The organism is Hansschlegelia sp. KR7-227 (genome assembly GCF_049446035.1).
GTDB lineage: Bacteria > Pseudomonadota > Alphaproteobacteria > Rhizobiales > Methylopilaceae > Methylopila.
The window spans coordinates 3,023,251-3,045,651 of sequence record NZ_JBMSEA010000001.1; the positions used below are offsets into that span (position 1 = coordinate 3,023,251).

Genomic DNA, 22,401 nt, shown 5'->3' on the forward strand with positions numbered 1-22,401 from the left:
GGCGGCGCTGCCTGTCCCGCCCGACCTGTGCCGGACCCATAAACGCCGGCCGCCCGGAAGGAAACTGTCCCGCGCCGCCGCGCTCGTCCGAGAGACGGCGCCGCGCGGTCAGACCGGCGGCGACGGCAGGCGGATGCGCTCGGCGAAGGCCCGGGCGAGCGTCTCCGGCGTCAGCGGGTCGAGCGGCGGCAGGCGGCCGAGCGCGGCGACGCCCGAGAAGGCCGCGATCGTGCGCATCGAGTCGTCCTGGGGCTCGCCGACGAAGGCCACCCCCGCCACGTCCATCTCCCGCGCGCGCAGCGCCTCGAGCGAGAGCAGCGTGTGGTTGATCGTGCCGAGGCCGGTGCGCGCGACCAGGATCGTCGGCAGGCCCCAGCGCGCGAACAGGTCGATGGCGAGGACCCCGCGCGTCAGCGGCACGAGCAGGCCGCCGGCGGCCTCGACGACCAGCGGGCCGGCGACGTCGGGAAGATGGAGCGCGTCCGGATCGATCGCGACGCCGTCGATCTCGGCCGCGAGATGGGGCGAGGCCGGCGTCTTCAGCCGCCACGCCTCGGGCAGGATCCGCTCGGGCGGGAGGCGCGCCAGGCGGGCGACCGTCTCGCTGTCGGTCTCGCCGTCCAGTCCGGCCTGGATCGGCTTCCAGTAGCTCGCGCCGAGGGAGGCGGTCAGGCCGGCGGCGAACACCGTCTTGCCGACGCCGGTGTCGGTTCCGACCACCAGCATGCGCGGAGCGCTCACGCCGCGACCTCGAGCAGCCCCTCCCCGATCGCGCCGATCAGGGCGTCGACCGTCGGGGCGTCGACATTGAGCGTGAGCGAGATGCGCAGGCGCGACGTGCCTTCCGGCACCGTCGGCGGGCGGATCGCGCGGCAGTCGAAGCCCGCGGCCCTGAGGCGCCGGGCGAGCGCGACCGCGTGCGCCGCAGGCCCCAGCACCACCGGCTGGATCTGCGTGCCGCTGTCGGGCAGGCCGAGCCGCTCCAGCCGGTCGCTCGCGAGCGCGACGAGACCCCCGAGCGCCGCCCGCCGCTCCGGCTCGTCCGCGACGATCCTGAGCGCCTCGCGGACCGCGGACGCCATGAGGGGAGACGGCGCCGTCGCGTAGATGAAGGGGCGCGCGCGGTTGATCAGGAAATCGATCGCCGGGGCCGGCCCCGTGACGAGCGCGCCGGAGCAGCCGAGCGCCTTGCCGCAGGTGTGGGTCGCGATCACCGCCTCATGGCCTTCGAAGGGCTCGCCCAGGCCGCGGCCGCTCGCCCCGAACACGCCGGTGGCGTGGGCCTCGTCGAGCAGCAGGAAGCCGTCATGGCGCTCGGCGAGCGCGACGAGATCGGCGACCGGCGCGCAGTCGCCGTCCATGGAATAGAGGCTCTCGACGGCGATGAAGGGCGTTCCCGTCCCGCCTCTCGCCCGCCAGCCTGCGATCGCGTCCGCGACCGCGCCGGCGTCGTTGTGGGCCGCGCTCGCGACCTCGGCGCGGGTCAGCCTCAGCCCGTCGCGCACGCTCGCATGGATCAGTTCGTCATGGACGACGAGGTCGCCGCGCTGCGGCAGCGTCGCGGCCAGCGCGACGTTCGCGGAAAAGCCGGCGCCGAAATAGAGCGCGCGCTCGCATCGGAAGAAGGCGGCCGCTTCCGCCTCCAGCGCCTCGTGCTCGGGATGGTTGCCGCGCAGCAGCCGGGAGCCCGCGGCGCCGACCGGGACCCCTCGCTCGATCGCCTCCCGCACCGCGCCGGCGAGGCGGGGCGAGGCGGCGAGGCCGAGATAGTCGTTGGAGGCGAAGTCGCGCCCCGAGCGGCCTTCGAGCGCGCGCCGGCGGCCCTTGGCGCCGAGCGTCTCGAGCGCCGCTTCGAATCGCCGGAGCCGCGCTCCCGTCACGGCCGTCCGTCGAGCGCCTCGGGCTCGACGCCGAGCCGGCGGAACAGCGACGCGTCGTGGTCTTCGCCGGGGTTGTCGGCGGTGAGCAGCGTTTCGCCCACGAAGATGGAATTGGCGCCGGCGAGGAAGCACAGCGCCTGCGTCTCGTCGGACATTTCCGTGCGGCCGGCCGAGAGGCGCACATGGCTCTGCGGCATCATGATCCGGGCGAGCGCGATGGTGCGCACGAAGTCGAGCGAATCGATCCGCTCGGCGCCTTCGAGCTGCGTGCCGGGAATCGGGATCAGCATGTTGATCGGCACGCTCTCCGGCGCCTCGTCGAGATTGGCGAGCGTCACCAGCATGTCCACGCGGTCCTCGACCGTCTCCCCCATGCCGAGGATGCCGCCGGCGCAGACCTTCATGCCGGCGTCGCGCACGTTCGACAGCGTCTCCAGCCGGTCGGCGAAGCTGCGGGTCGTGATGATCTCGGAATAGTAGCGCTCCGAGGTGTCGAGGTTGTGGTTGTAGTAGTCGAGCCCGGCCTCCTTCAGCCGGAAGGCCTGGTCCGGCGACAGCATGCCGAGCGTCATGCAGGTCTCGAGCCCCAGGCCCTTCACGCCCTCGACCATGGCGACGACCATGTCCATGTCGCGGTCCTTGGGCGAGCGCCAGGCGGCGCCCATGCAGTAGCGCGTCGCGCCGCCCGCCTTGGCCTTCTTCGCCTCGTCGATCACCCGCTCGACCTCCATCAGCTTGGAGGCCTTGAGCTTCTCGCCGGGCATGCGGGCGGACTGGCTGCAATAGCCGCAATCCTCGGGGCAGCCGCCGGTCTTGATCGACAGCAGCCGGCTCATCTGCACGCGGTTGGGATCGAAGTTGCGGCGGTGGACGGTCTGCGCCTCGAACATCAGGTCGGCGAAGGGCAGATCATAGATCCGCCGGGCCTCGGCGCGGGTCCAGAGCGCGCGCAAGGGCGCCCGCGTCGCCATCGAAACCGTTTCGCTGAGAGCCATCGTCATCCGCTCGCCGCCGTTCACGCCAGAGCTCATCGCATACATGGAAAGCGGCGGGCGGCAAACGCCCCGGCCCCGGCGGATCGCCGCGGCGCCCGTCACCAGGGCGCCTTGCGGCCCTTCACGATGCGCGAGCGGAACCAGTCCTTCAGCATGGCCTTCTCATAGGCCAAACGATCGCTCGAGCCGCGCGCCGCGACGTTCCAGAGATAGTTCATGTCGGTCACGGTCTCCTCGCCGCTGAGAATCGTCCGACCGCGCTCGACGAGCGCGTAAGCGAGCTTCACGCTCGGCGGCGTCGTGTCGGTGAGGATGCGCACGTCCGACGCGTTGACGCGCCACGGCTCGAAACGGCCGGCCGGCGAAACCTCCAGCAACTCGACGCGCAGCGTGCGATCGGCCGGCAGGCCTCGCTCCGCGAGCCGCTCGATGAACCGCGCGAGGTCGCGAAAGGTCGCGTCCCGCTCCGCGACGCTGCGGAACGCCCAGGGCGACACGGTCTTGGCGGCAGCGTAGCGCACCGAAGCGGCGCCGGCCGCCGCGGTGGACGGCGCAGCCGCGGCGAGCGCGAGAGCGACGACGAGCGCTGCGCGCATGAGCTCTCTCCTCCGGACGGCTCCGCCGACGATCCCGCGGATTCATGGCGGCCGCGTGGCGTTCCGGCCACAGCGGGGATAAGCGGCCCGACGTCTGCGCGCGACCCGTCGTGATCGGCAGCATCACAGCACGGGCGGGCAAACCTGCAGCCCGACCGGCCGCGTCAAAGCATCCGATATCTATTTCCGCCGCCCGAATACGAACAGGCGCTGAAATCGCCGCACGGCTTGTCCAAAGCAGAAGCGCAAACGAGCTATTCTCGTCGGAGATAAGCACATACCGCGATACATTCATCTGATTAGTTACTCTATTTTTTGAGCTATTATATTTCAAAAGTAAATTTATACGCGTTCTAATTGGGACGATCGCCGCTTGATGTCGGTGATCAAAGGCTTTTTAGGAGCAGAAGGCGTCGCTATTCCTGGAGAAGCTTTCGTGACCCGTCCCCTGGCTCTGGCCCTTCTGTCCGCCGCCTCCCTCGCGGCGCTCGCGGCGCCGCAGTCCGCACGCGCGCAGACCGCAGGCGACGGCCCCACCCGGCTCGAGGAGATCACCGTCGAAGGTCGTGGCGCGGGCGGGGCGCAGGGCCAGGGGGCCGCCGCCCAGGGCGCGCCGGGCGTCGTGACCAATGACGGCTACGTCGCCAAGACCACGCGCACCGCGACCAAGACTGACACGCCGGTCAACGAGACGCCGATGACCATCAACACGGTGACGCAGAGGCAGCTCGACGACCGCCGCCCGCAGAGCCTCGACGACGCGCTCGCCTATACGCCCGGCGCCCGGGTCGGCGCCTATGGCTTCGATCCGCGTTTCGACAGTTTCACGCTCCGCGGCGTGGACATCACCTACACCGGCGTGTTCCGCGACGGCCTGCGTCAGTACAACAGCCCCTCGGGCCTGTTCCGGCTGGAGCCCTACGGGCTGGAGTCGATCTCGATCCTGAAGGGACCGGCCTCCGCGATCTACGGCGCGAGCGCGTCGGTCGGCATCATCGACCTCATCTCCAAGCGCCCGACGGACTACGCATTCGGCGAGGTGGAGGCGCAAGTCGGCTCCTTCGACCGGCGGCAGGCGAGCTTCGACTTCGGCGGCCCCGTCAACGCCGAGGGAACCGTCCTCTATCGCTTCACGGGCCTCGCGCGCGACGCCGACACGAATCTCGACGGCGTGCCGGACGACCGCGTGTTCATCGCGCCGGCCGTCACCTTCCAGCCGAGCGACGACACCAAGCTCACCTTGCTGTCGGAGTTCATGGACTCCACGACGGGCGGCTCAGCGGCCTACGCGAACAGCACCGCGCCTTACACGCTGAAGGACGGCACGGTCATCTGGGCCCCGACGGGCGCGATCAAGAGCATTGAGTTCAACCCCGACTACAACAAGTTCACCCAGCAGCAGGGCCGCATCGGCTACGAGTTCGAGCACAGGTTCAGCGAGGCGGTCTCCATCCATCAGAACGTCCGCTGGTCGGGCCTCTCGACCAATGAGCGGTTCGCCGACGCCGGCGGGGCCTATGCGGGCCAGGTGAAGGAAGAGACCCGCGCGATCTCGGCCGACACCTACCTCAAATCCGAGCTTCAGACGGGCCCGGTCGGGCACACGGTCCTGACCGGCGTGGATTTCGGCCACCTCAAATACGATTCGCGGATCGGCTACAGCTTCGGGCCGGTCCCGGACCCCGACCTGCCACAGCCGACCAAGCAGACGCAGACCATGTTCGGCGTCTACGTCCAGGACGAGATGAAGGCCGGCCCCTGGCGGCTTCTGCTCTCCGGGCGCCATGACTGGCTGGACAGCAAATACACCGTGCCCGGCGCGGCGGCGGCGAAGCAGGACGAAGGCCAGTTCACCGGACGCGCCGGCCTGAGCTACGTCACAGCCGCCGGCTTCACGCCCTTCGTGAGCTACGGCACCTCGTTCAACGCCAATTCCGGCACGGTGATCGATCCCGACGGCGAGGGGGGCCCTCTCCTGGGCGGCGTGGCCAAGCCGACCAAGGGAGAGACGGCCGAGGCCGGCGTGAAATACGCGGTGCCCGGCTACAACGCCAACATCAACGCCTCGGTCTTCTGGCTGAAGCAGGAGGACGGCATCGTCTATTCGGTGGTCGAGGGCTTCAACCAGCAGACGCAGCTCGACTTCCGCTCCCGCGGCTTCGAGGTCGAGGCGACGGCGTCGCTCACGAACGGGATCAACCTGCTCGCGAACTACAGCTACACCGACACCAAGATCCTGAAGCTTTCGCCCGACACGGTGGGCAACCAGGTCAACAGCGTCCCCAACCACGCCTTCGCGGTGTGGGGCGGCTACGACGTGAAGACCGGCGCCCTCAAGGGCCTCGGTCTCGGCCTCGGCGTGCGTTACACCGGCTCGAGCTTCGGCGACGACTACAACCGAACCGTGATCAAGAACTCTCCGCGCGCCTTCGTGGACGGGAAGATCAGCTACGAGTTCGAGAACGTCAATCCCAAGCTGAAGGGCCTGCAGCTCCAGCTCAACGGACAGAACCTGCTGGATAAGGTCGAGCAGGTCTGCACCGCGAGCTATTGCTACTACAATCAGGGCCGGAAGGTGATCGCGAGCCTGCGTTACCGCTGGTGAGCGTCGATCAGGCTTCAGCGCAGGTCAGCGGGGACCGCCTGCCCGCGCCGGCCTCCGTCGTGGTCGGCGTCGGCGGCCTCTATGTCGCGCAGAGCGTGATCGGCGGGGTGATCTTCACGGGCCTGCCGGCCGTGCTGCGCCAGAACGGCGCCTCGCTGAACGACATCGCCTTCATCCTGATCACGGTCCTGCCCTGGTCGTTCAAATTCCTCTGGGCGCCGGCGGTGGAGCGGTTCCGCTCGCCTCGTCGCGGGGCGAGGCGCTCGCGGCTGGTGATCGGCGTCGTGGGGTCCTTTGCGGTCGCCGCCGTCGTGGCCTGCGCCCTGATCGGGCCGACGGCGCTCGGGCCGCTGACGGTCGCGATCATGATCGCCTCCTTCGCCTCGGCGACGGTGGACATCGCCTGCGACGGGCACGCGGTCGAGAGCCTCGCGGAGAAGAACCGCGGCTGGGGCAACGCCGCGCAGGTCGGCGGGGCCTATCTCGGCTCCGCGATCGGCGCCGGCGTCTTCCTCGTCCTCATCGACCATGTCGGCTGGACGCAGGCCACCCTGGTCATGTCCGGGGTGCTGGTCGCGCTCGCGCTGCCCTTCATGGCGACGCGCGACAGCGGCTGGTCCGCCCGGCCGGATCGGCCGCGGCAATCGCTGAAAGCCGCGCTGAAGCGGCCGGAGGTGCGCTCCGGCCTCGTCATCGTCGCGCTCTACGTGCTCGGCCAGAAATGGTCGATGGTGCTGTTGACCCCCTTCGTCGTCGATTCCGGCGTCGGCCTCAGCACCGTCGGCCTGCTGAACGGGATCGGCGTCACGGCGATGGGTCTCGCCGGCGCGCTCGGCGGCGGCTACCTGGTCCGCCGCTTCGGGTCCTTTCCCGTGATGACGGTCTCGCTCGCGGCCCAGTCGGTCGTGATTCTCGGCTTCGCGATCTACGCCTATCTCGGCGTCCGCCAGCCCGTCATGCTGGGCGCGCTCGCGCTGGCGAGCGCCGGAACGCTCGCGCTCGGCTTCGTCGCGCTCTACTCCGAACTGATGGGCCGCGCGTCGCTCGATCAGGCGGGCGTCGACTTCACTTTGTTCCAGAGCATGGACGCGATCGTCAGCCTGATCGGCTGGCAGCTCGTGGGGACCTTCGGCGACGCGCTCGGCTTCGCCTGGTGCTTCGCGATCGCGGCGGCGATCGGTTTCGCGACGGTGATCGCGCTGTCGAGGCTGCCGCGGCCTAGCGTGGGATGACGCGCGAGGCTTCGCCTCCTCGACGCGGCCCCGCCTTCCGGCTCACACCACGAAGAAGTCCAGCCGCGTCAGCGCCAGCCCGTCGTCGAGCGTGGCGAAGCGGATCGCGTCGAAGCGCTCCGCGGAGCCGTCGCGGTCGAACAGCAGGGCGCCGCTGCCCTTGTCGTAGAGGATGCGGTCGAGGCGGTCCGACGCCTCCAGCCCGAACGCGAACGCGCCGCCGGCGAGCGCGCCGGTCTTAAGTCCGAAGAAGATCGAGTTGTCGATGCGTATGGTGTCGTCCTTGACCGAGAAATCGGTGATCAGGTCGACGTTCGTCCGGCCGAGCGCGTCGTCGAACACGAAGATGTCCGCGCCGCGGCCGCCGGTCAGCCGATCCGATCCGAGACCGCCGTCGAGGATGTTCCCCGCCGTGTTGCCGACGATCGCGTTCTTGCCGGCATTGCCGAAGCCGTTGATCTTCGCGCCGCCGGTCAGCGTCAGATTCTCGACATTCGCCGACAAAGTGAAGGTGACGCTCGATTCGATGCGGTCGGTCCCGCCGCCGACGGCCTCGACCACCTTGTCCTGCCGGTGATTGACGACATAGACGTCGCCGCCGCCTCGCCCCTCCATCACGTCCGCGCCGCCGCGGCCGTCGAGCCGGTTCGCCGCCCCGTTGCCGGTGATCCGGTTCTCGAGCGCATTGCCGACGCCGTTGATCCGGCCGTCGCCGGTCAGAGTGAGGTTCTCGACATTGTCGGAGAGCGTGTAGGCCTTCGAGGCGCGGACCGTGTCCACCCCGGCGCGCGCCGCCTCGACCACCTGGTCGCGGGACTCGTCCACGATGTAGACGTCGTTCCCGGCGCCGCCCGCCATCGTGTCGACGCCGCCGAGGCCGTTCAGCACGTTCGCCTTGGCGTTGCCGGCGATCTCGTTTGCGAGCGCGTTGCCCGTGCCGTTGATGGTCCTCGCGCCGACCAGGATCAGGTTCTCGACCTGGTCGGCGAGCGCATGCGTCACTGCGGCCCGCGTCGTGTCCTCGCCGCCGCGAGCCGCCTCGATCACGCGGTCGCGGGCGTTGTCGACGACATAGACGTCGTCGCCGCCGCCGCCCCTCAGGACGTCCGCGCCGGCCATACCGTTGAGCGTGTTCGCGCGGGCGTTGCCCGTCAGCGTGTTGGCGAGGCCGTTGCCGGTCCCGTCGACCGCCTTGCTTCCGACCAGCACGAGATTCTCGACATTGGCGGCGAGCGTCCAGCTCAGCGCGGTGCGCACGACGTCGACGCCGCGCCCGGCCGCTTCGACGGTCTTGTCCCCGCGTGAATCGACGATGTAGGTGTCGTTTCCGTCGCCGCCGGACAGGGTGTCCGCGCCGCCGGCGCCGTTCAGCGTGTTGGCCCGGGCGTTGCCGGTGAGCCGGTTGGCGGCCGCGTTGCCCGTGCCGTTAATCGCGCCGCCGCCTGTCAGGACAAGGGTCTCGAGATTGGCCGCGAGCGTCATCGTGATCGAGGACTGGACCGTGTCGGTCCCGCCGCCGGCCGCTTCGACGATCGTCGCGCCCTTCGACTGGACGACGTAGCGGTCGTCGCCCGCGGCGCCCGTCAGGGTGTCGCCGGCGCCGCCGATCAGCGTGTCGGCGCCGCCGCGGCCGGTGAGCCGGTCCGCTCCAGCGCCGCCGTCGAGCGCGCCGCCGGCGGCGGCCGTGGTCAGCATGTCGGCGAAGGCGCTGCCGACGAGCTTCTCAATCCCGCTGAGCAAGTCGTTCTGGGCGCCCCCGGCGGCGGTCTGCGCCGTGGCGAGGCCGAGGTCGATGGTGACGCCGGCGACGGCGGCGGAGTAGTCGGCGGTGTCGATCCCGTCTCCGCCTACGAGGATGTCGCCGTCACGCCGGGCGGGCGCCACGGCCTCGTTCGAGATCGAGAGGTGCATGCGGTAGCGCAGGCCCTCTCCGAGGAAGGACGCCGGGCTGTCCGTCTGCGGATTGTAGGCGAAGACGCCGATGTAATAGGTCCCCGGCCGGTCCAGCACGTAGCTGAGGAAGCTGTCGGTCGTGTCGAGGAAGCCGTCGTTGCGCTGCCGCGTCGGCGAACCGGAATCGATCGTGAAACTGTCGTCGGCCGAGGTGATGAGGAAGCCGTTGGCGTCATAGAGCGCGATGATCGTGTCGAAGGAGTTCTGAAGGCCGAGCGTGTCGACGTCGATCGTGACCCCGGCCAGCGAGCCCTGGATGGTGAATTTGTAGAAGTCGTTGCCGGCGCCGCCGCCGACCCCGTCGATGGTCACATGCGGGAAGACGGTCGCCGCTTCGATGTTGGGGTCGGCCGTCTGGATGAACTGCTTGGAGACGTCGACCGCGTTCTGAAAGTCGACATTGCCGGGGTTCTTCGTGAAGCTCACCTGGCCGGAGCCGAACTCGAGGCCCGGCCCGCCGCCGGTGGCGCCGCGCGCGAAACCGCCGAAGAGGCGGTCGTTTCCCGCGCCGCCGATCATGACGTCGTTGCCGGCGCCGCCCATCAGGCTGTCGTCGCCGCCCTTGCCGATCAGGTTGTCCTGGCCGGCGCCGGAATCGAGGACGCTGTCCGCGCCGCTGGCGAACAGGTTGTCGTCGCCGCTTCCGGTCCTGCCGGTCTCCACCACGGTGCCGATCGCGACCGCGAGGTTGTTGGCGTGGCCGCCGACGCTCGAGAAGAAGCCGCCGTTGAGGTCGAGGGTCGCGTTCTGACTGAAACCGGAGCAATCGATCGTGTTGTCGACGCCCTGGCTGTAGATCGTGACGACCGGGTTCTTGTTCAGGGTGAAGTCGAAGAACTGTTTGAGCAGGCCGTCGATGGTGCAGTTGAAGCCGTAAGTCTGGCCGCCGTCGAACGGCGTGTCCTCCGAGGCGCCGTAGAGCTGCTGGATCGCGATGATGTCGAGCATCTGGACGGTGTGCGGCGACTCGCGCTGCTGCCAGTCCGGGTCCGGCGTCGGCCCCCAGTCCGTGCCCGTGACGGGATAGCTCTCCTCGAACTTCGCGCCCGTCTTGGTCCAGCCGATGTAGGACATCGTGGTGTAGAGGCGCTCGTCGAAGGCGCTGAACTGTTGCGTCGCCTGGTCGACCGTTCCGTTGTAGAGGCCGCCATGGCCGAGGCCGAGCATGTGGCCAAGCTCGTGGATCACGGTGGCCATGCCGTAGCCGCCATGGACGTCGAGCGAGCCGGACAGCTCGAAGCTGAGCGCGGTGGGGTCGATCGAGATCACCGCCTGGCCGGTGTAGCTGCCGATGGTCGCGCCGCTGCCCGGCGAGACCGGACCGTTCTGGAACGCTCCGCCGTCCGTTCCGCGGACGATCTTGAAGTTCGCGTTGGCCGCCTGCCCGGCCGCGACTTCGACGAAGGTGACGTCCGCGACGGCCTCCCACATCGCGAAGCCCTTCAGGAAGGTCGCCTTCTCCGTCGCGTTCCAGTTCGCGCCGGCGTCGAACACGTAAGTAATCGTGGCGCCCGTTCCGGCGGTCGGGTCGCCCCACTTGCGGGCCGTCGTGTCGTTGAAGCTCCAGAAGGACGAGTTCGTGCTGACCGTGCCGTCGGCGTCGAGGCCGTTGAGGAAGGTGACCTCCTCCGCCATCGTCGGGGTGGCGGGGCCGGCGGCCGCGGGGTTGTTCTGGAGCGCGGCCGCCCATCGCTCGTAGAAGACCGCGGCGTCGATCCGGGGCGCGTCGGCGCCGGCGCCGGGGTCCTCACCCGAATCGGGCGACGCCGGCGCGAGCGACGCCGGCGCTTCCGCCTTGGTCGCGCTGAGATCGGTCGGGATCGCGAGGGCCGGCGCTACGGCGGGCGGTTCGGCGCCGCCGTCGACGGGGGCTTGGTCGTCATAAAGGTCGACGGACAGGCCACGGCCCGGCGCGCAGAAAAAACACATCGCAAATCCCCGGGTGCGGCGGGTCATGACGACGCCGGCCGGCGGCAAAAAGAACGCGTAGGTCCGATAAGATGCGATTGATCATCAGGCTACCATCCGTAGAACTACGGAGCGGGCGCGTGAACCGTGACGGCTCACCGCAACGTGACGGCGCCTCACCCGCGGCGGTCGAGCCCCACCAACGCGCGCGAAAACTCCGTCGGGTCGAATGGCTCGAGGTCGTCGACGCCTTCGCCCACCCCGATGAAATGCACCGGCAGCCGGTATTTCTCCGCGACCGCGACGAGGATGCCGCCGCGCGCGGTGCCGTCGAGCTTGGTCATCACGAGGCCGGTCACGCCGGCCACCTTGCCGAAGGCCTCGACCTGGCCGAGCGCGTTCTGGCCGGTGGTGGCGTCGAGCACCAGCAGGCTGTCATGCGGCGCGTCGGGATCGAGCTTCTTCAGCACGCGCACGATCTTCTCGAGCTCGGCCATCAGGCCGGCCTTGTTCTGAAGCCTGCCGGCGGTGTCGACGATCAGGAGGTCGGCGTCGGCCTCCTTGGCCTTCTGCCAGGCCTCGTAGACGAGCGACGCGGCGTCGGCGCCGGTCTCCTTCGACACGAAGATCGCGTCGGCCCGCTTCGCCCAGACCGCGAGCTGCTCCACGGCGGCGGCGCGGAAGGTGTCGCCGGCGGCGAGCACGATCTTGAGACCCGCCGTGCGGTAGGTCTCGGCGATCTTGCCGATGGTCGTGGTCTTCCCCGAGCCGTTGACGCCGACGACCAGGATCACCGCCGGCCGCGCGCTTTCCGGCGGGTCGAGGGGCTTCGCCACCGGCGCCAGAACCTTCGCGACCTCCTCCGCGACGATCTTGCGGACGCCTTCGCCGTCGAGCGCCTTGGCGTGGCGCGCGCGGCCGACGGCCTCGGCGATCCGGCCGGCGGTCGCGACGCCGAGATCGGACTGGATCAGGAGATCCTCGAGCTCGTCGAGGGTCGCGGCGTCGAGCTTCTCCTTGGTGAAGAGCTCCGTGATCCCGCGGGTGAGCGACGACGAGGTCTTGGACAGCCCCTGGCGAAGGCGGCCGAACCAGCCTGAGGACTGAGGCGCGTCGGTCATGCGGCGATCTTTCGGCGGAGCGGGAGCGGCATGGCGAGCGTCACGCGGCGATCAAAGCGCGGCCGTCATGGCCGGAGACGTCCACGTCGCGGAACGCGCCCTTGGGCGCGTCCGGAATGCGAACGGTCGAGAAATCCGCGGCGCGGGCGACGCCGGAGCCCTCCGACAGCACGGTCAGCCGCGCGCCCACCCGGGCGTCGAGGTGGCGGCCGAGCAGAGCCGCGCCCGTCTCGCGAAGCGCCGCGGCGCGCGCTTTGACGACGTCGCCGGAAAGCTGCGGCATGCGGGCGGCCGGCGTGCCCGGCCGGGCGGAATAGGGAAAGACGTGGGCGTAGGCCACGCCGCAGTCCTCGAGAAGCCGGCGCGTGTTGTCGAACATCGCGTCGGTCTCGGTCGGGAAGCCCGCGATCACGTCGGCGCCGAAGGCGACGTCCGGCCGGACGCGGCGAATGCGGGCGCAGAAGCGGAGCGCGTCGGCGCGCGAATGCCGGCGCTTCATGCGCTTCAGGATCATGTCGTCGCCGGACTGCAGCGAGAGATGGAGATGCGGCGCCAGCCGCTCCTCCTCGGCGAAGGCCGCGATCAGGGCGTCATCGACCTCAACGGCGTCGAGCGAGGACAGGCGCAACCGGCGAAGCTCGGGGACCTCGCGCAGCACGCGCCGCACCAGCGCGCCGAGCCGCGGCCGGCCGGCGAGGTCATCGCCCCACGACGTCAGGTCGACGCCGGTCAGCACCGCCTCCGCGGCTCCGCGCGCGACGACGCGGCGAATTTCGGCGACGACGGCCTCGGGCGCGGTCGAGCGCGAGGCGCCGCGGCCGAAGGGAATGACGCAGAACGTGCAGCGATGGTCGCAGCCGGTCTGGACCTGCACGAAGGCGCGCGGCCGCAGGATCTCGGCGGAAGCAGGCGGCGGACCGGCGTCGCACGTCGCGAACGCGTCGCCGACCTGGACGCGCGGATGCGCCCGACCGGCGTCCCATGTCTCGGGCCGGGTCTTCGCGGCCGCTCCGACGACCCGCGCCACCTCGGGCATCGCGGCGAAGCGTTCCGGCTCGATCTGGGCCGCGCAGCCGGTGACGACGATCTCGGCCCCCGGCCGCTCGCGCGCCGCGCGCCGCACCGCCTGCCGGGCCTGCCGCGTCGCCTCCGCGGTGACGGCGCAGGCGTTGACCACGACGAGGTTTTTCGCCCCGCCTTCGAGCGCCTGCGCGCGGATGGTCTCGCCATCCAGCGCGTTGAGGCGGCAGCCGAAGGTCAGGATTTCGACGCTCTCGGTCGGGATCATGGGCCGCGGTATGCCGCAGCGGCGGCGAAAACGCCACCGCCCCCCTTGCGGGCCAGCGACCGGAAAGGCGGCGCGACCCCCGACGCGTCATGGTCCGGCTTGACCGGACCACCCATGTCGGGTCTTGAGCTCCACGCCCGACATGGGTCCTCCGGTCGAGCCGGAGGACGACGGGGCGTTTGCGTCGGGCGGCGATACCCGGTCGTGGTGTCTCCCCGATCTCGACAGGCGCGCGCCGGCGATCTAAGCGGAGCGCCCATCGCCCAAGGCCTCTCCGCATGACAGCCGTTGGACCCGACGCGCCGACCCCCGCGAGCGACGTCCCGCACTCGCCGATCGCGTTCCGGCACAAGAACTACGCGCTGTTCTGGTTCGCGCGGCTGACCGCGACCTTCGCGGTCCAGATCATCTCGGTCTCGGTCGGCTGGCAGGTCTACGACATCACGCGCGACCCGCTCGATCTCGGGCTCGTCGGTCTGGTGCAGTTCGTGCCGGCGATCGCGCTGGTTCTCGTCACCGGCCCGACGTCCGACCGGTTCCCGAGGCGCGTCATCATGGCGGTCTGCGTCGCGCTCGAGGCTGTCGGCGCGATCGCCCTGGTCGCGATCTCGCTCACGCCGGCGCCCTCCGTCGCGCTGATCTTCGCCGCGCTGTTCGTGCTCGGCGTGGCGCGCGCGTTCTACGCGCCGGCGAGCTGGTCGATCGTGCCGGGGCTGGTGCCGCCGGTCGCGCTGTCGAACGCGATCTCCTGGGGCGCCTCGTCCTGGCAGTTCGCCAGCATCGTCGGGCCGGTGGCGGGCGGCCTGCTCTACGGCCTCGGCGCGCCGGTCGCCTACGGGACCGCGGTCGCGATGCTCGTGCTGTCCTGCGTGCTGACGGTGATGATCCGCTCGAGCCAGGTCGCCCGCCGGCTCGACGCCACCTGGGAGACCGTGGTCGCCGGCTTCCGTTACGTGTTCTCCGAGAAGGTCGTGCTCGGCGCGATCTCGCTCGACCTGTTCGCCGTGCTGCTCGGCGGGGCGGTCGCGCTGATGCCGGCGGTCGCGCGCGATATTCTCGACGTCGGGCCGTGGGGGCTCGGCTTGCTCAGGGCCGCGCCGGGCGTCGGCGCCATCGCCGTCGCCGTCTACCTCTCGGTCCGTCCGATCCGCGACCGGGCCGGCCACGTCATGTTCGCCTGCGTCGGCCTGTTCGGGCTCGCGACCGCCGTCTTCGGCCTGTCCACCCATGTCGGGCTGTCGATCGCGGCCCTCCTCGTGCTCGGCGGCGCCGACATGGTGAGCGTCACCATCCGCGAGACCCTGCTGCAGCTCTGGACGCCGGACGAGGTCCGCGGCCGCGTCAACGCGGTCAACATGATGTTCATCGGCGCGTCCAACGAACTCGGCGAGTTCCGCGCCGGCGGCATGGCGGCGCTGATCGGCGTGGGACCGGCGATCGTGTTCGGGGGCGTCGGCGCGATGGCGGTCGCGGGCCTGTGGGCCTGGGCGTTCCCGCAGCTTCGAAGCGCCCGCTCGCTCGACCGCCGGGAGGGCTGACGCCGCGGGCGCCTGCCCTTTGCGCAGCGCCCCGGACTCGATTTATCGATCGCGCGCCATAGCTTGCAGCGCAGCAAGGACAGCGGGCGACAGGCGAAAATGTGCGGAATCTGCGGTGAAGCGACCTTCCTCGGCCAGCCGGCCTCGGTGGAGGCAGTGGCGGCGATGTCGGGCTGCATGGTCCAGCGCGGGCCGGACGGCGACGGCGTCGTGGCGCGCGGCCGGGTCGCCTTCGGACATCGACGGCTGAAGATCATCGACCTCAGCGAGAAGGCCGAGCAGCCGATGGTCGACCCGGCGCTCGGGCTCACCATCGTCTTCAACGGCTGCATCTACAATCACAAGGAGCTCCGGGCCGAGCTCGAAGCCAAGGGCTACAGCTTCTTCTCCGACGGCGACACCGAGGTCATCTCCAAGGGCTGGCGCGCCTGGGGGACGGAGCTGCCGAAGAAGCTGTTCGGCATGTTCGCGATCGCGATCCATGAGCGCGACACGGGCCGGGTCATCCTCATCCGCGACCGGCTCGGCATCAAGCCGCTCTATGTCTCGGAGGGGAACGGCCGGCTGCGCTTTTCCTCCTCCCTGCCCTCCCTGCTCGCCGCCGGCGGCGTCGACACGACGATCGATCCGGTCGGCCTCAACGCCTACATGACGTTCCATTCGGTGGTGCCCGCCCCGCGGACGATCCTCTCCGGCGTCCGCAAGCTGCCGCCGGCGACGCTGAAGATCTGGGAGCCGGACGGGCGCACCAAGGAAGAGGTCTATTGGAGCGTCTCCTACGAGCGCTCGGCCGCGGACGTCGCCCGGTCCTTCGACGAGTGGCGCGAGGAGGTGCACGCCAGCCTCCGCACCGCCGTGAAGCGGCGCATGGTCGCGGACGTCCCCGTGGGCGTGCTGCTGTCGGGCGGCGTCGACTCCAGCGTCGTGGTGGCGCTGCTCGCCGAGCTCGGCCATGAGAAGATCGAGACCTTCTCGATCGGTTTCGAGGCGCGCGGCGGGGAAGAGGGCGACGAGTTCAAATATTCCGACATCATCGCCGACCGGTTTAAGACCTCGCACCACAAGATCATGATCGAGGAGCGGCGCATGCTGGACGCGCTGCCCGGCGCGGTCCAGGCGATGTCGGAGCCGATGGTGAGCCACGACTGCGTGGCGTTCTACCTGCTCTCGGAAGAGGTGCGGAAATACGTCACCGTCGTGCAGTCGGGACAGGGCGCGGACGAGATCTTCGCCGGCTACCACTGGTACCCGAAGGTCGCGGACTCCAACGATCCCGCGGCGGCCTACGCCGAGGCCTTCTTCGACCGCGACAACGCCCGCTACCACGCCCACGTCTCGCATGATTACGCCGGCGCCGACCACGCCCGCGCCTTCGTCGAAGAGCATTTCGACATGCCGGGCGCGACCGACGCGGTCGACAAGGCGCTTCGTCTCGATTCGACCGTCATGCTGGTCGACGACCCCGTGAAGCGCGTCGACAACATGACGATGGCGCATTCGCTCGAGGCCCGCGTGCCGTTCCTCGACCACGAGCTGGTCGAGCTCGCGGCCCGCATCCCCGGGCAGCACAAGCTCGCGGACGGCGGCAAGGGCGTTCTCAAGGACCTCGCGCGACACATCGTGCCCAAGGAGATCGTCGACCGGCCGAAGGGCTACTTCCCGGTGCCGGGGCTGAAATATCTCGAGGGCAAGACGCTCGAGATGGTGCGGGACGCTCTCGGCTCCGAGGCCGCCCGTTCGAGGGGACTGTTCCGGCCGGAATATCTCGACGCGCTGTTCGAGAACCCGTCGCAGCACATCACGCCGCTCAAGGGCTCCGAGCTTTGGCAGTGCGCGCTGCTGGAGATCTGGCTGCAGACCCACGGCATCTGAGGCGCGAGGCCGAACGAACCGCCGAAACCGGACGTATTCAGACTAAAGGACTGCCGATCCGATGACGCCTACCGCAGCAACCCCCGAGGCCGTCAGCCGGGAGGGCGGCCTGCCCGTCCCCGGCGTCCGGCGCGACGACGCGATCGTCGATTGCGGCTGGGGGCGCCTCCTGTTCGCCCAAACCTTCACGAGCGCGCGGGCGCTCGCCGACGCGCTGCGCGAGGAAGGGGCCGACCGGCGCGACATCGCCTGCTATGTCGACGATCCGCATGTGCTGATCGCCCAGGCCCCGCTCGAGCTGTTCCTCGACCCGAGCCACATGTTCCGCCTTCCCCTCGACCTCTACCGGCCCTCGAAGCGCGGCCAGCGCGCGTTTCACGTCCGCAAGCTCGAGACCGCCCATGACATCGAGGCGGTGGGACGGATCTACGCGGCGCGCCACATGGTCTCCGCGCGGCCGGACTTCTACGAGCGGGAGCGCGACAGCGAGACCCTGATCCAGCTCGTCGCGGAAGACGTCCGCACCCATGAGATCATCGGCGCGGTGACCGGCGTCGACCATGTCGCGGCGTTCGGCGACCCGTCTCGCGGCTCCTCGCTGTGGTGTCTCGCGGTCGATCCGCAGTCGCGGCACCCCGGCGTCGGCGAGACCCTCACCCGCCGGCTGGCCGAGCTGTTCAAGGCGCGCGACGCGCGCTTCATGGACCTGTCGGTGATGCACGACAACGACCTCGCCATCGCGCTTTACGAGAAGCTCGGCTTCGAGCGGATTCCGACCTTCGCGGTGAAGCGGCGCAACTACATCAACGAACGCCTGTTCGTCGGCGAGCCGGGCGTCGAGGGGCTGAACCCCTACGCCAAGATCATCGTCGACGAAGCGCGCCGGCGCGGCATCGGCGTGGACGTGACCGACGCCGAGGGCGGGTTCTTTCGCCTGACCCATGGCGGCCGTTCGATCGTCTGCCGCGAATCCTTGAGCGAACTCACGACCGGCGTCGCGATGTCGATCTGCGACGACAAGGCGGTGACACGACGCGCCGTGGCCAAGGCCGGCGTGGTCGTGCCCGAGCAGATCGAGGCGGGTGATGCCGAGGCGCTGAAGGCGTTCCTCGAAACGCACGGGGCCGTGGTGGTGAAGCCCGCGCGCGGCGAGCAGGGCCGCGGCGTTTCGGTCGGGCTCGAGACGATCGAAGACGTCGAGGCGGCGGTCGAGCACGCCCGCACGTTCTGCGACCGCGTCGTCGTCGAACAGATGGTCGAGGGCGAGGACCTCCGGCTGATCGTGATCGACTTCAGGCTGGTCGCCGCGGCGGTGCGCCGCCCGGCCCAGGTGATCGGCGACGGCCGGAAGACGATCCGCGAACTGATCGAAGCCCAGAGCCGGCGCCGGCAGGCGGCGACCGGCGGCGAAAGCTCGATCCCGATCGACGGGCAGACCGAGCGCTGCGTCGCGAAGGCGGGCTACGGGCTCGACGACGTGGCGCCGGAGAACGCCACGATCACGGTGCGCAAGACCGCGAACCTGCACACCGGCGGCACGATCCACGACGTCACCGGGGAAGTGCACGGCGTGCTGGTGGACGCCGCGGTGAAATGCGCGCGGGCGATCGACATTCCGGTCTGCGGCGTCGACTTCATGGTGAAGTCGCCGCGCTCGCCCGATTACGCCTTCATCGAATGCAATGAGCGCCCCGGTCTCGCCAACCACGAACCGCAGCCCACCGCCGAGCGCTTCATCGACCTGCTGTTCCCGCTCTCGATGCCGGCCGCGGTCCGCCGGACGGGGCTCGGGTGAGCCGAGTCAAACGAAAGGGCCGCCCCGACGGGACGGCCCTGCTTCTCCAGACTGAAAGCCGGCGTCAGAGGCCGAACGGATAGTCGCGATGGGCGCGGTGAAGCGCGCGGCCCTGCTCTTCGAAGAACGCCTCGAACTCGGCGAAGAAGCGCGCGAAGAAACCGGTCGTAAAGGGAGATGAAACGGCCTTGAGAACTGCGGTGGTCATGGGTCTGTCGCCTGTGTTCAGGGGCGCGCCGGGCGCGCCGCTCATGTGCTGAGAGGTATGTGGCATGCCACAGACCAGCGCAGAACAGATGGCTCGGCATGCCGGCTATGCGTCCATCGCGTGGCGTTCGCCGCAGCTTCCGGCCGGCGCAGACGCCGCGCCGGACCTCTCATCCGTGGTAAGAGACCGCGCCCAGAATCGGTCCCGGCCCAAAGCCCCCAGGTGATCCATGCCGCGTCTCGACGTCGACATCGACTATCTCTCCGAACAGCTTCGGGGCCTGCTCAAGATCCCGAGCCCGACGGGCTTCACGGACACGATCACGCACGCAGTCGTCGACGAGTTGGTGCGGCTCGGCGTCGAGCCCGAGGTCACGCGCCGCGGCGCGATCCGCGCGAAGCTCAAGGGCCGCGTGAAGGATCCGTCCCGCGCGCTGATCGCGCATCTCGACACGCTCGGCGCGCAGGTGAAGCTGCTGAAGCCGAACGGCCGGCTCGAGATCGTGCCGATCGGCAACTGGTCGGCCCGCTTCGCGGAAGGCGCCCGCGTCACGATCTTCACCGAGCAGGGCGCCTATCGCGGCTCGATCCTGCCGCTCAAGGCCTCCGGCCACACTTATGCCGACGAGGTCGACAGCCAGCCGACTGGGTGGCAGCACGTCGAGGTGCGCGTCGACGCGCTGGTGCGCGACGTCGCCGACCTGCAGCGCCTCGGCTTCCACGTCGGCGACGTGGTCGCGGTCGACACCCAGGCCGAGTTTCTCGACAACGGCTTCATCGTCTCGCGCCATCTCGACGACAAGGCGGGCGTCGCGATCCTGCTGTCGACGCTGAAGGCGGTCGTGGAATCCGGAACCAAGCCGCCGGTCGACACCTGGTTCGTGCTGTCGATCGCCGAAGAGGTGGGCGTCGGCGCCGCGGCGGTCCTGCCGCACGACGTCGCCGCGATGGTCACCATCGACAACGGCACCAGCGCGCCCGGCCAGGCGAGCGACGAGTTCGGCGTCACGATCGGCATGGCCGACCAGACCGGGCCGTTCGACTACCATCTCACCCATGAGCTGATCCGGCTCGCGCGCGAGAACGACATCCGCCACCAGCGCGACGTGTTCCGCTACTACCGCTCCGACAGCGCCTCCGCGATCGAGGCGGGAGCGGACGTGCGCACCGCGCTCGCGACGTTCGGCGTCGACGCGAGCCACGGCTACGAGCGCATCCACATGCACGCTCTGCGGTCGCTGGCGGAACTGATGACGGCCTATGTGACGAGCCCGATCGACATCAAGCGCGACGCCAAGCCGCTCGGCTCGATCGAAGGCTTCCCCCACCAGCCGACCGCGCCGGCCGAGCCGGACATCGAGCCGAGCGAGGAGTTGCCCGCCCGCGAGTAACGGACGGGCGACGGGCGAGGGCCTATTTCAGGCCGGTGACCTGGATGTAGGCCGGGCCGAGGATCACGATGAAGATCACCGGCAGGAAGAACAGGATCATCGGCACGGTGAGCTTCGGCGGCAGGCCGGCCGCCTTCTTCTCCGCCTCCATCATCCGTGTGTCGCGGCTGTCCTGGCTGAGCACGCGCAGGGCGGTCGACACCGGCGTGCCGTATTTGTCGGCCTGGATCAGCGCCGTGCCGACCGACTTGACGGTGTCCAGCCCGGTGCGGGCGCCGAGATTCTCATAGGCCGTCCGACGGTCCTGCAGATAGGACATCTCGGCCATGGTCAGCGTGAGCTCTTCGGCGAGCTCGACCGATTGCGTCGCGATCTCGTCGGCGACCTTGCGGAAGGCCGCCTCGACCGACATGCCGGATTCCACGCAGATCAGCATCAGGTCGAGAGCGTCCGGCCAGGCGCGCCGGATCGACTGCTGGCGCTTCTGGGTCTTGTTCTTGAGGAAGATCTCGGGCGCCTTCATGCCGGCATAGGCCGCGAACACCGCGATGCCCACCCGGGCGATCGGCGGCCAGCCATAGGTCTTGATCAGGAAGAAATAGATCAGGGCGACGACCAGGAAGACGAGCGGAGCGACGAGGCGGAAGAACAGGAACGCGACCATCGCGCCCTGTCCGCGATAGCCCGCCGTCTGGAGCCGCTCCTTGGCGTCCTGCGTGCCGAGATGCTTCGTCAGGTTGAGCTGGCTGACGATGTTCTGCATGTAGGCCTTGGGCTCGCGCTTCAGGCCCTTGCGCTCGCCCCGGGCCATGCGCTCGCGCTCGCGCGCCCGGATCTTGGAGCGCTCGGCGCCCACCGCCTTCATGCGCTTCTCGAGACCGTCGCCGGCGAGCAGCGGCATGCCGAGGGTGATCACGGTCGCCATCGCCGCGATCGCGGCGAGCACGGCGGCCATCGCGCTCGGATCGTTGACGGTCCGGAAGATCTGGTCGATCACGAGCCGTTCCCCACAAGCTCGCCGCGCGCTTCCCGCACGGCGCTTAGAAGTTGAAGTTGATCATCTTCTTCATGACGAGGATGCCGGTGAGCATCCACAAGGCCGAACCAACCAGCATCACCCGGCCGAGATCGGTGGTCCACATCAGTTCCATGTATTTGGGATTGGCGAGCGAGATGCCGGCGATCGTCACCAGCGGCAGCGCGCCGATGATCGACGCCGAAGCCTTCGCCTCCATGCTGAGGGCCTGGATCTTCTGCTTCATCCGCTTGCGGTCGCGCAGCACCTTCGCAAGGTTGCCGAGGGCGTCGGACAGGCTGCCGCCGGCCTTCGACTGGATCGCGATGACGATGCCGAAGAAGTTCGCTTCCGGCACGGGCATGCGCTCGTAGAGCTTGGCGACGGCCTCCGACAGGGGAACGCCGACCGACTGCTCCTCGACGATCTTGCGGAACTCGGTCTTGACCGGCTCCTGCGCCTCGTTGGCGACGATGCGGATGCAGTCGCCGAGGGGCAGGCCGGCCTTCAGGCCGCGCAGGATCACTTCGACGCCGTTCGGAAGCTCGGTGAGGAACTTGTTGATGCGCCGGTTCTTCAGGAAGCTGATGAGCCAGCGCGGCGCCCCGAGGCCGCCGGCGAAGGCGGCGGCGGCCGCGACCCGGACGTCGGCCGTCATCAGCAGCCCCGCAAGCCCAAACGCCGCGGCCATGATCGCGCTGACGACGTAGAATTTCCTGATCGACCACTCGAGACCGGCCTGAGCGATCTTCGTCTTCAGGTTCGGCCGGTTGACGCGCTTCTGCCTGTCGTCCAGGGCCTTCAGGCTGTCCGCGACCTGACCGCGCCGGAGGGATTCGACCGCCGCCGGGGTCGCGCCCCTGCGACGGTCGACGCCAACCATCTTCTGCCGCTCCTCAAGCCGGGCCTCGCCTGACAGATAGGGGTAGATCAGCGCGTAGGCCGCGCCGCCCGCGGCGACGGCCGCGAGCAGGATGACCGGCAGGTTCCCGAGATCCATGGCGC

16 protein-coding genes are annotated in these 22,401 nt (G+C 69.6%); 6 read left to right on the forward strand and 10 right to left on the reverse strand.

The window, feature by feature from the left end; translation table 11 throughout:
• Positions 1-108 precede the first annotated feature (108 nt).
• The 4 genes from bioD to ACO2RJ_RS14180 all read right to left on the reverse strand — a co-directional run bounded on the left by bioD (position 109) and on the right by ACO2RJ_RS14180 (position 3,471).
• Entirely contained in the window at positions 109-726 is a 618-nt protein-coding gene (gene bioD / locus ACO2RJ_RS14165; protein WP_423268986.1) for a dethiobiotin synthase, read from the reverse strand.
• Positions 727-737: 11 nt separating this feature from the next.
• On the reverse strand, positions 738-1,880 hold the full coding sequence (locus ACO2RJ_RS14170; RefSeq protein WP_423268646.1) for an 8-amino-7-oxononanoate synthase: 1,143 nt from the start codon (positions 1,878-1,880) through the stop codon (positions 738-740).
• A complete protein-coding gene (bioB, locus tag ACO2RJ_RS14175; protein WP_423268987.1) occupies positions 1,877-2,851 on the reverse strand; it encodes a biotin synthase BioB in 975 nt (324 codons plus the stop codon). The genes ACO2RJ_RS14170 and bioB overlap by 4 nt, the downstream gene beginning before the upstream one ends.
• Positions 2,852-2,973: 122 nt before the next feature.
• A complete protein-coding gene (locus tag ACO2RJ_RS14180) occupies positions 2,974-3,471 on the reverse strand; it encodes a DUF3016 domain-containing protein (protein WP_423268647.1) in 498 nt (165 codons plus the stop codon).
• Between the two features lie 436 nt (positions 3,472-3,907).
• Here ACO2RJ_RS14180 and ACO2RJ_RS14185 point away from each other — a divergent pair, with 436 nt between their 5' ends.
• The gene (locus ACO2RJ_RS14185; protein WP_423268648.1) at positions 3,908-6,076 is read left to right on the forward strand and encodes a TonB-dependent siderophore receptor; all 2,169 of its coding nucleotides are present in this window, start codon (positions 3,908-3,910) and stop codon (positions 6,074-6,076) included.
• Complete coding sequence (locus tag ACO2RJ_RS14190; protein WP_423268649.1) at positions 6,073-7,308, forward strand: MFS transporter; 1,236 nt, start codon at positions 6,073-6,075, stop codon at positions 7,306-7,308. The genes ACO2RJ_RS14185 and ACO2RJ_RS14190 overlap by 4 nt, the downstream gene beginning before the upstream one ends.
• Before the next feature lie 42 nt (positions 7,309-7,350).
• On the opposite strand, the gene ACO2RJ_RS14195 is transcribed toward ACO2RJ_RS14190, so the two are convergent.
• From ACO2RJ_RS14195 to mtaB, 3 genes are all read right to left on the reverse strand, one after another.
• On the reverse strand, positions 7,351-11,217 hold the full coding sequence (locus tag ACO2RJ_RS14195; protein WP_423268650.1) for a M10 family metallopeptidase C-terminal domain-containing protein: 3,867 nt from the start codon (positions 11,215-11,217) through the stop codon (positions 7,351-7,353).
• Between the two features lie 128 nt (positions 11,218-11,345).
• Positions 11,346-12,290 (reverse strand): signal recognition particle-docking protein FtsY, encoded by a 945-nt coding sequence (gene ftsY / locus ACO2RJ_RS14200; RefSeq protein ID WP_423268651.1) that lies wholly within the window; start codon positions 12,288-12,290, stop codon positions 11,346-11,348.
• 40 nt (positions 12,291-12,330) lie between these two features.
• Positions 12,331-13,578: a tRNA (N(6)-L-threonylcarbamoyladenosine(37)-C(2))-methylthiotransferase MtaB gene (mtaB, locus tag ACO2RJ_RS14205; RefSeq protein WP_423268652.1), complete on the reverse strand. Its 1,248-nt coding sequence runs from the start codon at positions 13,576-13,578 to the stop codon at positions 12,331-12,333.
• A gap of 278 nt (positions 13,579-13,856) precedes the next feature.
• On the opposite strand from mtaB, the gene ACO2RJ_RS14210 reads away from it, so the two are divergent.
• From ACO2RJ_RS14210 to ngg, 3 genes are all read left to right on the forward strand, one after another.
• Positions 13,857-15,116 carry an MFS transporter gene (locus tag ACO2RJ_RS14210; protein ID WP_423268653.1) on the forward strand — a complete coding sequence of 420 codons (1,260 nt, stop codon included), beginning with the start codon at positions 13,857-13,859 and terminating at the stop codon, positions 15,114-15,116.
• A gap of 99 nt (positions 15,117-15,215) precedes the next feature.
• Positions 15,216-16,988: an N-acetylglutaminylglutamine amidotransferase gene (locus ACO2RJ_RS14215; RefSeq protein WP_423268654.1), complete on the forward strand. Its 1,773-nt coding sequence runs from the start codon at positions 15,216-15,218 to the stop codon at positions 16,986-16,988.
• A gap of 61 nt (positions 16,989-17,049) precedes the next feature.
• Positions 17,050-18,783, forward strand: coding sequence for an N-acetylglutaminylglutamine synthetase (ngg, locus tag ACO2RJ_RS14220; protein ID WP_423268655.1), 1,734 nt, complete (start codon positions 17,050-17,052; stop codon positions 18,781-18,783).
• Positions 18,784-18,847: 64 nt separating this feature from the next.
• On the opposite strand, the gene ACO2RJ_RS14225 is transcribed toward ngg, so the two are convergent.
• Positions 18,848-18,991: a hypothetical protein gene (locus ACO2RJ_RS14225; RefSeq protein WP_423268656.1), complete on the reverse strand. Its 144-nt coding sequence runs from the start codon at positions 18,989-18,991 to the stop codon at positions 18,848-18,850.
• A gap of 229 nt (positions 18,992-19,220) precedes the next feature.
• On the opposite strand from ACO2RJ_RS14225, the gene ACO2RJ_RS14230 reads away from it, so the two are divergent.
• Positions 19,221-20,381 carry an osmoprotectant NAGGN system M42 family peptidase gene (locus ACO2RJ_RS14230; protein WP_423268657.1) on the forward strand — a complete coding sequence of 387 codons (1,161 nt, stop codon included), beginning with the start codon at positions 19,221-19,223 and terminating at the stop codon, positions 20,379-20,381.
• Positions 20,382-20,403: 22 nt separating this feature from the next.
• On the opposite strand, the gene ACO2RJ_RS14235 is transcribed toward ACO2RJ_RS14230, so the two are convergent.
• Both ACO2RJ_RS14235 and ACO2RJ_RS14240 read right to left on the reverse strand, forming a co-directional pair.
• Entirely contained in the window at positions 20,404-21,378 is a 975-nt protein-coding gene (locus ACO2RJ_RS14235; RefSeq protein ID WP_423268658.1) for a type II secretion system F family protein, read from the reverse strand.
• A 43-nt stretch (positions 21,379-21,421) separates the two neighbouring features.
• Positions 21,422-22,396 carry a type II secretion system F family protein gene (locus ACO2RJ_RS14240; protein WP_423268659.1) on the reverse strand — a complete coding sequence of 325 codons (975 nt, stop codon included), beginning with the start codon at positions 22,394-22,396 and terminating at the stop codon, positions 21,422-21,424.
• Between the last annotated feature and the right edge of the window lie 5 nt (positions 22,397-22,401).

What these genes read in the sequence shown, in the direction of transcription:
- bioB (WP_423268987.1), bottom strand. Translation starts at nt 2,851, where the DNA reads ATGGCGACGCGGGCGCCCTTGCGCGCGCTCTGGACCCGCGCCGAGGCC.
- mtaB (WP_423268652.1), bottom strand. Translation starts at nt 13,578, where the DNA reads ATGATCCCGACCGAGAGCGTCGAAATCCTGACCTTCGGCTGCCGCCTC.
- bioD (WP_423268986.1), bottom strand. Translation starts at nt 726, where the DNA reads ATGCTGGTGGTCGGAACCGACACCGGCGTCGGCAAGACGGTGTTCGCC.
- ACO2RJ_RS14225 (WP_423268656.1), bottom strand. Translation starts at nt 18,991, where the DNA reads ATGACCACCGCAGTTCTCAAGGCCGTTTCATCTCCCTTTACGACCGGT.
- ACO2RJ_RS14210 (WP_423268653.1), top strand. Translation starts at nt 13,857, where the DNA reads ATGACAGCCGTTGGACCCGACGCGCCGACCCCCGCGAGCGACGTCCCG.
- ftsY (WP_423268651.1), bottom strand. Translation starts at nt 12,290, where the DNA reads ATGACCGACGCGCCTCAGTCCTCAGGCTGGTTCGGCCGCCTTCGCCAG.
- ACO2RJ_RS14195 (WP_423268650.1), bottom strand. Translation starts at nt 11,217, where the DNA reads ATGACCCGCCGCACCCGGGGATTTGCGATGTGTTTTTTCTGCGCGCCG.
- ACO2RJ_RS14230 (WP_423268657.1), top strand. Translation starts at nt 19,221, where the DNA reads ATGCCGCGTCTCGACGTCGACATCGACTATCTCTCCGAACAGCTTCGG.
- ngg (WP_423268655.1), top strand. Translation starts at nt 17,050, where the DNA reads ATGACGCCTACCGCAGCAACCCCCGAGGCCGTCAGCCGGGAGGGCGGC.
- ACO2RJ_RS14180 (WP_423268647.1), bottom strand. Translation starts at nt 3,471, where the DNA reads ATGCGCGCAGCGCTCGTCGTCGCTCTCGCGCTCGCCGCGGCTGCGCCG.
- ACO2RJ_RS14215 (WP_423268654.1), top strand. Translation starts at nt 15,216, where the DNA reads ATGTGCGGAATCTGCGGTGAAGCGACCTTCCTCGGCCAGCCGGCCTCG.
- ACO2RJ_RS14240 (WP_423268659.1), bottom strand. Translation starts at nt 22,396, where the DNA reads ATGGATCTCGGGAACCTGCCGGTCATCCTGCTCGCGGCCGTCGCCGCG.